Below are 14,735 nucleotides of genomic sequence, written 5' to 3'. Positions count from 1 at the left end.
TAAGTTACAGTTACCTCAATTCATCAACTTCGTAAGCTCTCTATTGTGGCCAACACTCTCGTCATGAATACCTGCGTGTTAGTCGAGAGTTTAGCCTGTCTATCTCATCCATAACTTTGCTGTACTCTTTGGCTAATTTTGATGGCAATTCAATACGTCCATGCTGGTTCGCTAAGTCGCCAGTATTTAAGATTTCAAATCGTTTCCTGGCAAGGTACAACCACCTGATCACGTCGGGGTCATCAACCAGAGCTTGACGGATATTATCTACCTGCTTACCTGTGTAAATTCTTGTGTAATCAGGGAGAAACAGAATGCTGTCCACCCTATAAGGGTATGGGGTGATATCTAGCATATCTCCTGCATCATTCTCCCAGATGCAGTGGAACTCTGCCTCAATATAAACTCCTGTTATCTGCCAGATAGCCCAACCGTAGACGGCCTTGCCGCCATGCTGTTCAATAGCCCGTTCGACATTAAAAAAACAGTCCATCTCTTCCGCTCCCGGAAAAGGATCGTTGTTCAGTAATACGGGTTGGATGCCAGGAACAATCTTTTGGCAAAATTCCTTTGTTTCAGGCGCAGCTAACGGTGCAGCAATTGGATGGCGCATATTATTTCCTTATATTTTAACCAAATGGAAAATTTCATAGTAAAACGAGTTACTGAGACTGTCATATAGTATTACCAGCGCGCGAATCAATTAACCTTTTCACCATACTATTGGTTTCTACTGTCATTTAAAAGCGGAACATAAGAGTAGCATGGCGGAGGCGGTGGAGTTGACTGCGTACGTAGCTACATGTTCCGGTATTCTCTTTTCTTGAGTTCCAGCACCATGTGATGAACTTAAACGATTTCTTAAAGTTGCAATCAACATCAATGGTTGTTCCCAAAACTGATCCAATTGCCCATTAGCTAGCAAGGTTCTTAGCAAGGTTGAAGCTGTATCTGTCGGCTTGAACGGTAAAGAATTCTTCTCACAAAGAACTTTCATTACACTTTCGAAGGCGCTGCCACATTTTGTTAGGCAGTCTCTATAATCTCCCTTCCTATGATCTTCCAAAGCCTTTAGGTATTCTTCATTAGCATTTTTGAATATTGGTGCTGTAAGCAAACGGAGCGCGGGTTCCATCGCATTTTGATGCACTAATTCACTATCTTTACGAATGATTTGTGGATACTCAACAATGCGCACACCTGTGGCCGGTGAACCATATAACATGGTTTCATATTCTTCTGTAGAATAATTAGTCAGGTGATAAGGAAGTGCATCAATACTGAAAAACTGATTAATAGTGGGTATAAGTGGATTATCAGGCCAAGAGACTCCACGGAGATTTGAACGGAAAATGAGCTCTATCAAATCCAAACAATTCTCATCTGGACAAGTAAGGAAGAAATTAACCAAATCATCTGTTGGTGAGGAATGAGCAGTTGATCCTGATAGACCGAACTTGCCATAAAGATAAGCGGCTTGCTGATGAAGTTCCCTAAGAAATGGAGTGAAATCATATTGGAGTTTATCACGCAGAAGCAATAACACCCGATTTCTGAATTCTTCTGTTAATGGTTTAACTTCAACAATACTGCTGGCTTTTTCTCGTCTAGAAAATACTTCGAATAACTTCTCAAACATGGCAGCCTCCAGGGCATTTGAAGCTATTGATAAGTACTATAGTTGCCGTTGGCGCGAAGGAAATCGCATCGTCATCCCTGTATGAAAAGTGCACTCAGGAACAGCTCCAATAATCTGTTATTTAGATACCATTTTTCAAGCTCTCAAGCATTGATTTGTGGCACATTGCAAGGATTGCAAATGCTACCATAAAAAATAAATTTCATTAAAATTCATATGGATAGATGATTATTCAATATGTTTCTGAAATATAAATGAGAAAATGCCCCGAGCTGGAAAAGTGTCCAGTTATCGGCTAATGCTAAGAAATACGAGGGTTTTTATGATGAATGAAGGAAGTGTAAAGCACGCTGAAAGCCGTATGAATACAGGCCTGAAGGCAGAAGTGTAAGATGGCGATGTATCGAAATGTTAAGGTTCACGCAGGGAAAAACAAAATGTGTAAAGTAATGATCGTGATCCAAGCCAGCTACCCAAGAATCATGACTGGTCTGATGCTCCTGCTACTACACAAGGTCAGGAGCAGTGGCAGGAACGGAGCAGGAGAGGCTAAATTTCAAGCCATTGATTTTATTGCTTAACCATGAATTTGTTGATAAAGACCTTTTTCAAAAGTAGTCTTGCTGTACCAGTGTTTTTATAAACTTCAACTAGGAATAATCATGAATACATGGAAAGCCGCTTATGATGCACTAGATGATTTATCTGATTATAATGATAATGCATTAGGCTTATTTGCTCTCGGATTGCGTTTTGGTTTAGATGACTTAATCTTATTGTCTTGAAACTATTCTAGATCGTTCAGTTCCAAATTTATTTAGAATATCTTTTGGAGTTAAATGCACTCCAACTAAAGCAATTTAAAATTGGAAGCCAGTAATTGATACATTGATTCCATTTGTAGAACATCTGAATTCAGCTATCAATAATGGATTAAAAAATCAAAGTGACATCGAACAAGCAGTAAGCACATTCAATTCAGTAGCAAAATCAACGCGAACATTTAATTCAGCTGTTTTTGATATTTTAAAAAATAAGATTGTTGCGCCATAAAATTATATGATCTTAAATCTAAGATAAGGCTGTTATGAAAGAGGGCATCTAATCTAGATATTAGATACCCTTTTTATTTCTATAGCATTGAATAATGAGGGTTCTCATGATTTTTAATGTATGTTCTTGTATGAACATCCTTTCGTCCCATCCGTGCAGGCCGTGAGCTGGCCTGACAACATCCGTAACCATAAGCCATCAAAGTAGCAATATTGCCCAAAAGACAAGACAGGCGGGGCTACAAGGTAACACATGCTATTAGCATACCTTTGCATTGAGCCACAAACAATTTCACTGTATATGCCACAATTTTGCCACACGCACAACGCGCAAAAATGCACATTCGTGTTAAAAAAGCAAAACAATGCAACGGTAACCAGATGATTTTATTAGAAAAGATGGTGCCGATAATAGGAGTCGAACCTACGACCTTCGCATTACGAATGCGCTGCTCTACCAACTGAGCTATATCGGCCCTGCAAGAGGTGTTCACGAGCGTGAATCACGAGGCAAAAGGTTAGAACTTAGCGGGCGATGCGTCAATAGTCAGTGGAATCAACTGCCTATTTTTGCATCGCCCGTTCTCATTTACGCACGAATGGTATCGTCGCCGAAACCGATCCACTTATAGGTGGTTAACGCTTCCAGCCCCATCGGGCCGCGGGCGTGCAGCTTCTGGGTGCTGACCGCCACTTCCGCGCCGAGGCCGAACTGGCCGCCGTCGGTGAAGCGGGTGGAGGCGTTCACATAGACCGCGGAAGAGTCCACTTCATTGATAAAGCGGTTGGCGTTACGCAGGGTGCGGGTCAGGATGGCGTCGGAGTGCTGGGTGCCATGCTCGCGGATATGGGCGATAGCCTCATCCATATCGGCCACCACTTTGACGTTCAGATCCAGCGACAGATACTCGTCGTCATACTGCTCCGCTTTCACCGGCTCGACCTTCGCTGGGCCGTTTTGCAGCGCGGGCAGGGCGGAGGGGGCGGCGTGCAGGGTGACGCCGCTCTCGGCCATCTGCTTGCTTAACGCCGGCAGGAAGGTGTCGGCGATGTTGCGGTGTACCAGCAGCGTTTCCACGGTATTGCAGGTGCTCGGCCGCTGGGTCTTGGCGTTGACGATGATCTTCAGCGCAGGGGCGATCTCGGCGGTTTCATCAACGAAGATATGGCACACGCCAATCCCGCCGGTGATCACCGGGATCGTTGACTGCTCGCGGCACAGCTTGTGCAGGCCCGCGCCGCCGCGGGGGATCAGCATATCGATGTATTTATCCATCTTCAGCATTTCCCCCACCAGCGCGCGATCCGGGCTCTCGATAGCCTGTACCGCGGCGGCCGGCAGACCGCACTCCTGCAGCGCCTGCTGGATCACCTTCACCGTGGCGGCGTTGGTGCGCCAGGTCTCTTTCCCGCCGCGCAGGATCGCCGCGTTACCGGTTTTCAGACACAGGGAGGCGACGTCGACCGTCACGTTGGGACGCGCTTCATATATCACGCCAATCACCCCCAGCGGGACGCGGCGACGTTCAATACGCAGACCGCTGTCCAGCAGCCCGCCGTCGATCACCTGGCCGACCGGGTCGGCCAGATTGCACACCTGGCGCACATCGCTGGCGATGCCGCTCAGACGCGCCGGGGTCAGCGCAAGGCGATCGAGCATCGCTTCACTCAGGCCATTGGCGCGAGCTTCCGCTAAATCTTCCGCGTTGGCGCGCAGAATATCGTCGGTCTGCGCTTCCAGATAATCGGCGATCTTTTCCAGTACCTGGTTCTTTTCCCGGCTGGAGAGTAACGCCAGCTGCCAGGAGGCCGCTTTGGCGGCAATGCCCATTTGTTCCAGCATTTTCAGCTCCTTAACGGATGATCATATCATCGCGGTGGACGGCCACCGGGCCGTATTCATAGCCCAGAATGGCATCGATTTGCTGCGAGTGCTGGCCGGCGATAAGGCGCAGCGCGTCGCTGTTGTAGCGGCTGACGCCGTGCGCGATATCGCGTCCTTCGCTATTGCGGATGCGGATCACTTCGCCGCGGGAGAAGTTGCCGCTGACGATTTTGATGCCTTTTGGCAGCAGCGAGCTGCCTCGTTCGAGGATCGCCTGGGTCGCGCCCGCATCGACGGTCAGTTCACCGGCCGGCGGGGCGCCGAAGATCCAGCGCTTACGGTTCTCCAGCGGAGACTCCTGCGCGTGGAAGCAGGTGCCTACCGGCAGACCTTCCATCGCGTGGCCGATGACGTCCGGGCGGTTGCCGGCGGCGATAATAGTATCAATCCCCGCGCGGCAGGCGACGTCCGCGGCCTGCAGCTTGGTGCCCATGCCGCCGGTGCCGAGTCCGGAGACGCTGTCGCCGGCGATGGCGCGCAGCGCGTCGTCGATGCCGTAGACGTCTTTAATCAGCTCCGCCTGTGGGTTGCTGCGCGGGTCGGCGGTGAACAGGCCAGGCTGGTCGGTTAACAGCAGCAGCTTATCCGCCCCGGCGAGGATCGCGGCCAGCGCGGAGAGATTGTCGTTATCGCCCACTTTGATTTCCGCGGTGGCGACGGCGTCATTTTCGTTAATGACCGGGACGATGCTGTTATCCAGCAGGGCGCGCAGGGTGTCGCGGGCGTTGAGGAACCGTTCTCTGTCTTCCATGTCGGCGCGAGTCAGCAGCATCTGGCCAACGTGAATGCCATAGATAGAAAACAGCTGTTCCCACAGCTGGATCAGACGGCTTTGTCCCACCGCCGCCAGCAGCTGCTTGGAGGCGATGGTGGCGGGCAGTTCCGGGTAACCAAGGTGCTCGCGCCCGGCGGCAATGGCCCCGGAGGTCACGATGACAATACGGTGTCCCATGGCGTGCAGCTGTGCGCACTGGCGCACGAGCTCGACGATATGGGCGCGGTTCAGGCGACGGGACCCGCCTGTTAAAACACTGGTGCCCAGTTTTACCACCAGCGTCTGGCTTTCACTCATGATTCTCTGCCGTTCAAAAGGAATATCGATATCGAGCTGATGTTGTAGCAGGAGTCGGCCCGCTTGCCAACACCCGGGGCGGCGGGCGCGCCATTTTATTGCGCGGGATCGGGCATTCTGGAGAGGGAGTATGACAAAAATATGTCAGATACATTTAAATACGCTTTTTTATAAAAAGTTCCACCTTGTCATAAATATTTAATCTCCCGGCGTTAAAAAACCTCCTGTTTTTGATGGGCGAGCGCCCGCAATTGAATAGCGCGTATAAATAAATCACCAGGACTGAATAATGAAAAAGAGTACTCTGGCATTAATGATGATGGGCTTTGTGGCTTCAACGGCGACGCAGGCAGCGGAAGTTTATAATAAGAACGCGAACAAGCTGGATGTGTACGGCAAGATCAAAGCCATGCATTACTTCAGCGACTATGACAGCAAGGATGGCGATCAGACCTACGTGCGTTTCGGTATTAAAGGCGAAACGCAGATTAACGAAGACCTGACCGGCTATGGCCGTTGGGAATCTGAATTCTCCGGTAACAAAACCGAGAGCGACTCCAGCCAGAAGACTCGTCTGGCGTTCGCCGGGCTGAAGCTGAAGAACTACGGCTCCTTCGACTACGGCCGTAACCTTGGCGCCCTGTACGACGTGGAAGCCTGGACCGATATGTTCCCGGAATTCGGCGGCGATTCCTCTGCTCAGACCGATAACTTTATGACCAAGCGCGCCAGCGGCCTGGCGACCTACCGCAACACCGACTTCTTCGGTCTGGTGGATGGCCTGGATATGACCCTGCAGTACCAGGGTAAAAACGAAGGTCGTGAAGCGAAGAAACAGAACGGCGACGGCGTCGGCACCTCGTTAAGCTATGACTTCGGCGGCAGCGACTTCGCCGTCAGCGCGGCCTACACCAGCTCCGACCGTACCAACGATCAGAACCTGCTGGCTCGCGGTCAGGGTTCGAAAGCGGAAGCCTGGGCGACCGGCCTGAAATATGACGCCAACAACATCTATCTGGCGACCATGTACTCTGAAACCCGCAAGATGACCCCGATCAGTGGCGGCTTTGCCAACAAAGCGCAGAACTTTGAAGCGGTGGCGCAGTATCAGTTCGACTTCGGTCTGCGTCCGTCCCTCGGCTATGTGCTGTCGAAAGGGAAGGATATTGAAGGGGTGGGGAGTGAAGATCTGGTTAACTACATTGACGTGGGCCTGACCTACTACTTCAACAAAAACATGAACGCCTTCGTGGATTACAAAATCAACCAGCTGAAAAGCGATAACAAACTCGGCATCAACGATGACGACATCGTCGCGCTGGGCATGACCTACCAGTTCTGATCTACTTCAGAACTATCCGCCGCAGCCCTGGCTGCGGCTTTTTTTTAGCGGCGGTTCTTCGCCAGATGCAGGGTGTCGCTGTTCATGGTGATCTGCGCGTTATACTCCTTCGGCAGACGGCGCGCCTGATAGAACGCCGACTCCCAGTAAGGGTTGTCCAGCGAAGAGCGCATCACGCCCTGGCTGCTCGAAGCGTGAAGGAAATTATGATCGGTATCGTAAAAGCCAACGTGCATGCCGGCCCGGGTGCGGAAGAAAACCAGATCGCCGGGACGTAAATCGCGCTTATTGACCCGCACGCCCATGTGCAACAGCTCGCGGGTGGTGATCCGCTCCATCGGCAGGTTAAAGCGATCCTTCAGCGTGCGCCAGACGAAACCCGAGCAGTCGACGCCGCTTTGTTCAGTCCCGCCCCATTCATAGGGGGTTCCCTGCCAGGTGTGCATCTGGTCATGCAGGGCCGCCACCACCGGGATCAGATCGTCCGATCCGCTATCAATGGTCATATCCGCATGAGATTTTGTGTGTTTTGCCTGTTTCGGTGAGGAGGAGCATCCTGCCAACAACAAAAAAGGAATTAACAAGAGAGCATGCTTCAGTTTTGGCTTCATATCGTTATTTTCGAAGTAGCAAGCAGACTGCTTTGTTTTATAGCCGATTAAAAAGAACGGCTAAATAACCTGATGCCGCCTTTACGTTTATTTACGATTAAAAATAAACAACGATGGGATGGATCAGCCATAAAGGGCAGTTGTCACTTCGCAACAGTCTGTGCCAGGATTCTGTCATCAACATCTCACGAGGCATTCCATGACGCATAACGCCATCGCCACCGAGACTTTACCCGGCGCCGCTTTCGACGCGGGGTGGATGACGTCTGCGCCTCATTATTGCTTCGCCACGCTCTGCCCACCGCCTCCCCCTCCAGACCGGGTTGTTTTCGGCGCTTAACGCCGTCTTTCCAGGCGCTTACCTGCCGGTATGACGCTTGATACCTTGTGTTTGACGTTCGGGAGCATGCTATGCACGTTCGCTATTCTCTGCTCGCCTCGCAGGCGACAACGGCCACCTTTGTGCTGCTGTGGGGCAGCGCGGCCATTTTCACCCGCTGGGGACTGGACAACGCCTCGCCGATGGCGCTGCTGGTCTTTCGTTTTCTGGTTGCCCTGGCAGCGCTGGCGCCGCTGGCCATCGCCCGTCGACGCTGGCTGCCCGCGCCGGGCACTCGCCTGCAGACAGCGGCCACCGGCCTGATGCTGATTGGCGGCTATTCGGTCTGTTACTTCGAGGCGATGGCCAACGGCGTGACGCCGGGGCTTATCGCCACCATCATGGGGATCCAGCCCATCCTTACGCTTTGCGTGGTGGAGCGCCGCCTGCAGGGGCGGCGGCTGTTGGGGCTGCTGATTGCCCTGGCGGGGCTGGTGCTGCTGGTGTGGCGCAGCCTGGCGATGTCGCCGATGGCGATGACAGGGATCCTGTTTGCGCTGGCGGCTCTGCTGCTGATGACCTTTGGCGCGCTGTGGCAAAAGCGCAGCCGCCAGTCGCCGGCGGATGTCCTGCCGCTGCAGTATGCCGTTAGTCTGGGGCTGTGCCTGTTGATCGCCCCGGTCAGCGGCTTCCGGTTTACCGTTAACGCCGGGTTGATTATTCCGGTGCTGTTTCTCGGGCTGCTGATTTCGGTGGTCGCTCAGCTGCTGCTGTACCGTCTGCTGAGCGCGGGGAATATCGTCAATGTCACCAGCCTCTTTTATCTGGTGCCAGCGATCACGGCGCTGCTGGATTATCTGCTGCTGGGCAATCGGCTGCCGGCGGCGGCGATGGTCGGTATGGTGGCGATCGTCGGCGGGATCGTGCTGGTGTTCCGCACCGGCAAGGTCCGCGCCGGCTGACGGCGAGCCGGGCGCGGTGGCGTCCGGTTCATTTTCCTGTCATCTTTTTTACGCATGCTCCCGGCAGCTTATTTTGACCAGTAAGGGAAGGTACCATGGGCAACACGCTGACGATTTTCGATCTCGATAACACCCTGATACAGGGCGATAGCAGTACGATCTGGAGCCAGTTTATGGTTCGCGAAGGGCTGGCGACGCAGAAGGGGTATCTTGCCCGCGAGGCGCGGCTGATGGCGGATTATGACCGGGGAGAGATGAATATCGCCGATTATGTGGCCCTGATCCAGGCCCCGCTGGCCGGAATACCGAAATCGGACGTAGACGCGCTGGTGGCCCGCTGCGTGCGTGAGGCGATCCTGCCCCGGGTCTATCCGCAGGCGTGGGAACTCATTCGTCGTCTGCGGGCCGAGGGGGAGCAGATGCTGATTATCTCCGCCTCGGTTAGCCTGCTGGTGCAGGCGGTGGCCGCCGCGCTGGAGATTGAGCAGGCGCTGGGCATTGACGTGGCGATGGTCGACGGCGGCTACAGCGGGGCGATTGCCGGGATCCCCAGCTATCAGCAGGGAAAGGTGGCGCGTCTGGCGCAGTGGCGTAAGGCGCATCCGCAGTATGACGACGAGGTGACTTTTTACACCGATTCCATTAACGATCTGCCGCTGTGCCTGCATGCGGATCGTGTGCGGCTGGTCAATCCCTGTCCGCAGCTGCAGGCGGCCGGTGCCGGATATGGCTGGCCGGTGCTGAGCTGGCGGCTGGAATAGCGGAGCGGATAAATGTTTCTGCGGGTTCAGTCGTTGTCGGCCGGATAAGGCGTGAGCCGCCATCCGGCATAAAGGCGGCTTCGTGCCGGCGGTCGTTGCCCGGCGGCGCTGCGCTTGCGCGGGCCTACGGGGGGTGAGCCTGTGAGAGGAACTTGTAGGCCGGGTAAGGCGCAGCCGCCACCCGGCAACATCACGGGTACCGCGCCTGACGTCTCGCCCGGCGGCGCTGCGCTTGCGCGGGCCTACGGGGTGTGAGCCTGTGAGTGGATCCTCCAGGCCGGGTAAGGCGCAGCCGCCACCCGGCAACATCACGGGTACCGCGCCTGACGTCTCGCCCGGCGGCGCTGCGCTTGCGCAGGCCTGAACGCCAGCTGGACTCTTTCCTGGAGAGGGGAAGCACTGCCGTGTGGTTGTTTATGTTATCTGTGGCTTCAGCGTAGTTTGCGCTCCCGGCTAGTCTTCTGCGTTATATCCCTTATGGCGCAGGGAGCGCACAGGGGGCGGCCAGTCGCCGCCGCCCCCTGTACCCCCGGGCTCCGGCCAGCAAAATCGCCACTGCGTGGTGCCTTCGACTTATCCCTGCAGGCTTCGGGTCGGGCCGAGGCAGCGTCCGTGCAAAACACGGCCCTCAGCCCGCATCCATGCGGGCTGCCCCGGCCTTCCGGGAACGTCTCAGCGATTTTGAGGCCGCCAGTACCGGCAGTTTCAGTCGCACAAGTGGGTGAATCAACGACAGGTCGCACGAACCCTCCAGGCCGGGTAAGGCGCAGCCGCCATCCGGCATAAAGGGGGCTTCGTACTGGCGGTCATTGCCCGGCGGCGCAGTTGCTTGCCGGGCCTACAGTCAGTCAGTGCCGGACGAGTAGGCCGGGTAAGGCGCAGCCGCCACCCGGCACAAAGGCGCGCTAGCGTTCCTCCTGATACAGCGGCACTACGGCGCCGCCGATATAGCGACGGCGCAGCCAGGCGGAGAGGGTGTCCATGATCATCACCACCGCCACCAGCAGCAGCGTGATAAACATCACCACATCCCAGTTCCACAGGCGCATATTCTCGGCATAGATAAGCCCGATACCGCCGGCGCCGACGAAGCCCAGCACCGCCGCGGAGCGGGTGTTGGATTCAATCTGGTACAGGCTCAGCGCGAGGAAGGTCGGGAACGACTGGGTAAAAATGCCAAAACGATGCTTTTGCAGGCCGTTCGCGCCCACGGCGGTCAGCCCGCGCCCGGGGGAGCGGTCCACGGCTTCGTGTCCTTCCGCGTACAGCCGTCCCAGCAGACCGGTGTCCTGCATGATGATCGCCAGCACCCCGGCCAGCGGCCCGAGGCCTACCGCGCGCACGAAAATCAGCCCCCAGATAGCCATGTCGATCCCGCGCAGCACATCAAACAGGCGGCGCATCAGCAGGGCGAGGGTCCCCAGCACCACGCCGCGCATGATGTTGCGGGCGGCGAAGAAGGAGAGCAGCAGCGCCAGCACCGTGGCGGTGAGCGTCCCGGCGAAGACGATAGCCAGGGTAATGCCGATTTGCGTGAAGTAATAGCCAAACGGCCAGTTCCAGAAGTCGTGCCAGACGAACATCCGCGCCAGATAGCGGCCAATCTGCTGCAGGCCGGTGGTCAGCTGTTCGCCGCTGATGCCGAACTGCAGAAAAAACCAGACGTAATAGAGCACGCAGGCCAGCGCCACCAGCCCGACGTAGCGCAGGTAGCGCCCCTGGACCTGATAGAGCTGTTTATGCTGCCGACGGCTGGCGGCGATATCCGGTTGCATGTGCCAGACGCTCATTTCTTACCCTCCAGTACCCACAGGCGCAGACGACCGGACAGTATGTCCAGCGCCGACACCACCAGAATGATCAGCAGCAGGGTGATGCTCACCTGATCGTAGCGGTCGAGCTTGATGTTGGTCATCAGCTCCTGGCCGATGCCGCCCGCGCCCACCAGCCCGAGAATGGTCGACGAGCGGAAGTTGATTTCAAGCCGCATAAAGCCGTAGGAGAGAAACAGCGGTTTCACCTGCGGCCACAGGGCGAAGCGAATTTTTTGCAGCGGCGATGCGCCGCAGGCCGCCAGGCCGCGTACCGGTTTGTTTTGCGCGCTTTCCACCGCCTCGTAGAACAGTTTGGTCAGACTGCCGACGGTATGCAGCATGAGCGCCAGAAAGCCCGGGATCGCGCCGATGCCGAACGCCATCACAAAGATCACCGCCCACGCCAGCTCGGGCATGGTGCGCAAAAACGTTACCAGCACGCGAATGGCAAAACGCACCGGCGCCGGGGACCAGGCGTTATTGGCGGCGAGAAACGCGAAAACCGTGGCAATGGCGACCGCCACCAGGGTTGAGGCCAGCGCCAGCTGCAGGGTTTCCCAGATCAGCGGCAGCTGGATCGGCAGGCGATAGCCCCACCAGGCCAGCGACCCTTTGGTCTGCACGTCGGCGAACAGGTTGCCGGCGCTCAGGGGCGGAATGGTCTCTGCCATATAGTCCAGGAAGTGGGGCAGCGAGTGCCAGATAGTCAGCAGATTAAATTCCGCGGCGCTGCCGGCGGCAAAATAGAGCGCCAGCAACAGCAGCGACCAGCAGACGGCATCGCGTTTTTGCCGCGAGCGTATCTGCTGGTAATAGCGTTCAAATTCGATGTGGGTCGTCTTCATGCGTCGGGGATCTTCAACGTAGCGCCGCCGCTCACCTCAGGGCAAGCCGGCGGCGTTGAGGCAGGATTAACGCGCGCTCACCAGCTCGCGTTTCATATCGATAATCTGCTGGAAATCAGCCACGCTGCCCGGGCCGATGTGCTGCGTACCGCCCATCGCTTTGATAAAGCAGGCGTGATCCTCAGTATCCAGTTTTTTCACCGCCGCCACGACCTTCGCCTTAAAGTCCGACGGCAGCGCATTGCTCACCAGGATCGGGCCGTTCGGGATCAGCGGCGATTGCCAGATAATGCGGATCTGCTTCATCAGATCCGGATGATCCATGCGAATCAGGCGGTTGAACGCGCCCGTGGTGTAGCCGGTGTTGTAATCGCCAACCATCGAGGCCCAGGTCACCGCTCCCGCGAACTGGCCATTCAGCACGCCGAGGATGTCCTGCTCGTGGCCACCGGAGAAGGTGACGCTGGAGAAGGTGTTGTTGTATTTGTTGTCGGCGTTGCCGCCAAATTTTTCTTTAAACGCATGGTTAGGGATCAGATACCCGGAAGTGGAATCCGGGTCGGCGAAGCCAAAGGCTTTGCCTTTTAAATCGTCCAGCGTTTTATACGGGGAGTCGGCTTTGACAATCACCACCGAGTGATAGCCGCGAGACTGATCTTTGTCGTCCACGGCGATGCCGACGATATCCACCGCTTTTGGGTTATTGAGATAAACCGAGGCGTAAGAGGAGGGGGACATGCTCAGCACCACGTCGACTTTACCCCCCAGCAGACCCTGAATCACCCCGGAATAGTCGGAAGAGTTACGCAGTTTGGTATCCACGTTCAGCTCTTTATCGAGGAAGGTCTTCACGCACTGGTTATCGCCGATTTGCTGGGTGGCGTTCTGGCCGCCGAGAATGCCCAGATTCAGCTCTTTCGGCTGCGCCGCCGCTGCCTGCCATGCCATCATCATGCCCGCGACCATTGCGGATAAACGAACTGCGCCAGTCATATATTTTTTCATTATCTTGCCCGTGTGAGTGAAATTAATGCAATTGGCTAACGTCATCGCCGTACAGCTGCTGCAGTACATCCTGCGTCAGCCGGGCGGGGTGATCGTCAAAAATAAGCTGTCCGTTGGCGACGCCGATAACCCGGGTGCAGTAGGACCTGACCAGCTCCACCGAATGCAGGTTGACCATCACGCTGATGCCCTGCTCGCTAATCTCGCGCAGCACATCCATGATGCGCTGAGTGTTTTTCGGATCCAGCGAGGCGACAGGCTCGTCGGCCAGCAAGATCCCGGGGTTTTGCATCAGCGCCCGGCAGATCGCCACCCGCTGCATCTGCCCGCCGGAGAGGTTCTCCGCCCGCTGCAGCGCGTGCGGCAGCATGTTCATCCATTCAAGCAGCGCAATGGCGCGTGCCCGGTCGGCAGCGGGAAAGATTTTAAACAGCGATTTCAGGGTTGAAGTCTGGCTGAGGCGGCCCAGCAGAACGTTGGTGAGTACGTCGAGGCGCGGCACCAGGCAGAAGTCCTGAAAGATCATCCCGCAGTGGCTGCGCCAGGCGTTGAGCGCGCGGCCTTTCAGCCGGGAGACATCGTGCGGGGTACCGACTTCCGGGTAGCTAAGAATTTCGCCGCCGCTGGCGCTGTGGGTGCCATTGAGAACATGCAGGAGCGTCGATTTACCGGCGCCGGAACGGCCAATAACCCCGACCATTTCACCGGCGTGCAGGTCAAAGCTGATGCCGTCCAGCACCTTGTGCTGAGCCTCGTAGGCTTTACTCAGGTTGCGCACGCTTAAGACCTTCCGCTGCCGGCCGGCATTGAGATCGGTGAACGGCTGGAAATCAGTTTCGGCCACCGCGGCAAGAGAGCTGTTCATAAGAGTGTCCAGGTTCGTCATTAACTGGCCACTATTAATAGGTCTTTATGTGAAATTTCGATGACGGTATTGCGAACAAACCGTGAACAGGCGGGAAAGGGCGGCGGTGAGCGGTCCACCCGCGCGCGCGTGGCGCGCTGGCGAAGCGCCGAAAAGCGGCTATGCTTTCGGGGACGCGGAGACAGGCGCCCCTTGACGGCCAGAATCCTCGTCAATCTTCGTTTAATCTTGCTGATAAGAACTGTTATATCGAATAGATAATGCGTCTGCCTTTGTTTAGCATTCAACATTCCGCAGGTATTAACATATACATAACTATTTTGTGCGGCAGGTTAATCTATTCATGAGTCTTATGTGTTGGTGAATCATCCTGGTTATTGCTAGTTTTTGGATTTATATTCTTTATTTTTTAATAAACTTGGTCTATTCGACAGCTTCACTCTACCCTCCATTGGCTTTGTTGAATAAATCAGATTTCGGGTAAGTCTCCCCCGTAGCGGGTTGTGTTTTCAGGCAATACGCACGCTTTCAGGCATACCTGCTTTCGTCATTTTGTTCAGCGC

At 55.3% G+C, this 14,735-nt stretch carries 14 protein-coding genes and 1 tRNA gene; 5 read left to right on the top strand and 10 right to left on the bottom strand.

What is annotated here, in order from left to right:
* Positions 1-61 precede the first annotated feature (61 nt).
* Both AC6CWS_RS22215 and AC6CWS_RS22210 read right to left on the bottom strand, forming a co-directional pair.
* Positions 62-613, bottom strand: coding sequence for a hypothetical protein (locus AC6CWS_RS22215; RefSeq protein WP_080901343.1), 552 nt, complete (start codon positions 611-613; stop codon positions 62-64).
* Between the two features lie 123 nt (positions 614-736).
* A complete protein-coding gene (locus AC6CWS_RS22210) occupies positions 737-1,639 on the bottom strand; it encodes an abortive infection family protein (RefSeq protein WP_074442719.1) in 903 nt (300 codons plus the stop codon).
* Positions 1,640-2,031: 392 nt separating this feature from the next.
* Between AC6CWS_RS22210 and AC6CWS_RS22205 the strand changes: the two genes are divergently transcribed.
* Together AC6CWS_RS22205 and AC6CWS_RS22200 are read left to right on the top strand one after the other, a co-directional pair.
* Positions 2,032-2,220: a hypothetical protein gene (locus tag AC6CWS_RS22205; protein ID WP_065884220.1), complete on the top strand. Its 189-nt coding sequence runs from the start codon at positions 2,032-2,034 to the stop codon at positions 2,218-2,220.
* Positions 2,221-2,301: 81 nt separating this feature from the next.
* Entirely contained in the window at positions 2,302-2,424 is a 123-nt protein-coding gene (locus AC6CWS_RS22200; protein ID WP_254915160.1) for a hypothetical protein, read from the top strand.
* 667 nt (positions 2,425-3,091) lie between these two features.
* Here AC6CWS_RS22200 and AC6CWS_RS22195 read toward each other — a convergent pair.
* The 3 genes from AC6CWS_RS22195 to proB form a co-directional block, all read right to left on the bottom strand.
* Positions 3,092-3,167 (bottom strand) — tRNA-Thr (locus AC6CWS_RS22195).
* A 113-nt stretch (positions 3,168-3,280) separates the two neighbouring features.
* Positions 3,281-4,534 carry a glutamate-5-semialdehyde dehydrogenase gene (gene proA, locus AC6CWS_RS22190; protein WP_004147253.1) on the bottom strand — a complete coding sequence of 418 codons (1,254 nt, stop codon included), beginning with the start codon at positions 4,532-4,534 and terminating at the stop codon, positions 3,281-3,283.
* Between the two features lie 10 nt (positions 4,535-4,544).
* On the bottom strand, positions 4,545-5,648 hold the full coding sequence (proB, locus tag AC6CWS_RS22185; RefSeq protein WP_008805306.1) for a glutamate 5-kinase: 1,104 nt from the start codon (positions 5,646-5,648) through the stop codon (positions 4,545-4,547).
* Between the two features lie 289 nt (positions 5,649-5,937).
* Here proB and phoE point away from each other — a divergent pair, with 289 nt between their 5' ends.
* The gene (gene phoE, locus AC6CWS_RS22180; RefSeq protein ID WP_023288537.1) at positions 5,938-6,990 is read left to right on the top strand and encodes a phosphoporin PhoE; all 1,053 of its coding nucleotides are present in this window, start codon (positions 5,938-5,940) and stop codon (positions 6,988-6,990) included.
* 44 nt (positions 6,991-7,034) lie between these two features.
* Here the strand turns inward: phoE and AC6CWS_RS22175 are convergent, their stop codons facing one another.
* The gene (locus AC6CWS_RS22175; protein WP_032428599.1) at positions 7,035-7,601 is read right to left on the bottom strand and encodes a C40 family peptidase; all 567 of its coding nucleotides are present in this window, start codon (positions 7,599-7,601) and stop codon (positions 7,035-7,037) included.
* 411 nt (positions 7,602-8,012) lie between these two features.
* On the opposite strand from AC6CWS_RS22175, the gene AC6CWS_RS22170 reads away from it, so the two are divergent.
* Both AC6CWS_RS22170 and AC6CWS_RS22165 read left to right on the top strand, forming a co-directional pair.
* On the top strand, positions 8,013-8,882 hold the full coding sequence (locus AC6CWS_RS22170) for a DMT family transporter (RefSeq protein WP_065884027.1): 870 nt from the start codon (positions 8,013-8,015) through the stop codon (positions 8,880-8,882).
* Positions 8,883-8,977: 95 nt separating this feature from the next.
* Positions 8,978-9,643 (top strand): HAD family hydrolase, encoded by a 666-nt coding sequence (locus AC6CWS_RS22165; RefSeq protein ID WP_065884025.1) that lies wholly within the window; start codon positions 8,978-8,980, stop codon positions 9,641-9,643.
* Positions 9,644-10,548: 905 nt separating this feature from the next.
* On the opposite strand, the gene phnE (AC6CWS_RS22160) is transcribed toward AC6CWS_RS22165, so the two are convergent.
* The 4 genes from phnE (AC6CWS_RS22160) to phnC form a co-directional block, all read right to left on the bottom strand.
* Positions 10,549-11,433: a phosphonate ABC transporter, permease protein PhnE gene (phnE, locus tag AC6CWS_RS22160; RefSeq protein WP_032453207.1), complete on the bottom strand. Its 885-nt coding sequence runs from the start codon at positions 11,431-11,433 to the stop codon at positions 10,549-10,551.
* On the bottom strand, positions 11,430-12,302 hold the full coding sequence (phnE, locus tag AC6CWS_RS22155; RefSeq protein ID WP_065884023.1) for a phosphonate ABC transporter, permease protein PhnE: 873 nt from the start codon (positions 12,300-12,302) through the stop codon (positions 11,430-11,432). Before phnE (AC6CWS_RS22155) ends, phnE (AC6CWS_RS22160) begins: the two co-directional genes overlap by 4 nt.
* A gap of 66 nt (positions 12,303-12,368) precedes the next feature.
* Positions 12,369-13,307: a phosphonate ABC transporter substrate-binding protein gene (phnD, locus tag AC6CWS_RS22150; protein ID WP_065884021.1), complete on the bottom strand. Its 939-nt coding sequence runs from the start codon at positions 13,305-13,307 to the stop codon at positions 12,369-12,371.
* A gap of 22 nt (positions 13,308-13,329) precedes the next feature.
* A complete protein-coding gene (gene phnC / locus AC6CWS_RS22145) occupies positions 13,330-14,172 on the bottom strand; it encodes a phosphonate ABC transporter ATP-binding protein (protein WP_065884019.1) in 843 nt (280 codons plus the stop codon).
* Positions 14,173-14,735: the final 563 nt, after the last annotated feature.

The organism is Klebsiella sp. M041 (genome assembly GCF_059759695.1).
The sequence above is the reverse complement of the archived record's forward strand: the minus strand, read 5'-3'. Positions and strand labels throughout refer to the sequence as shown.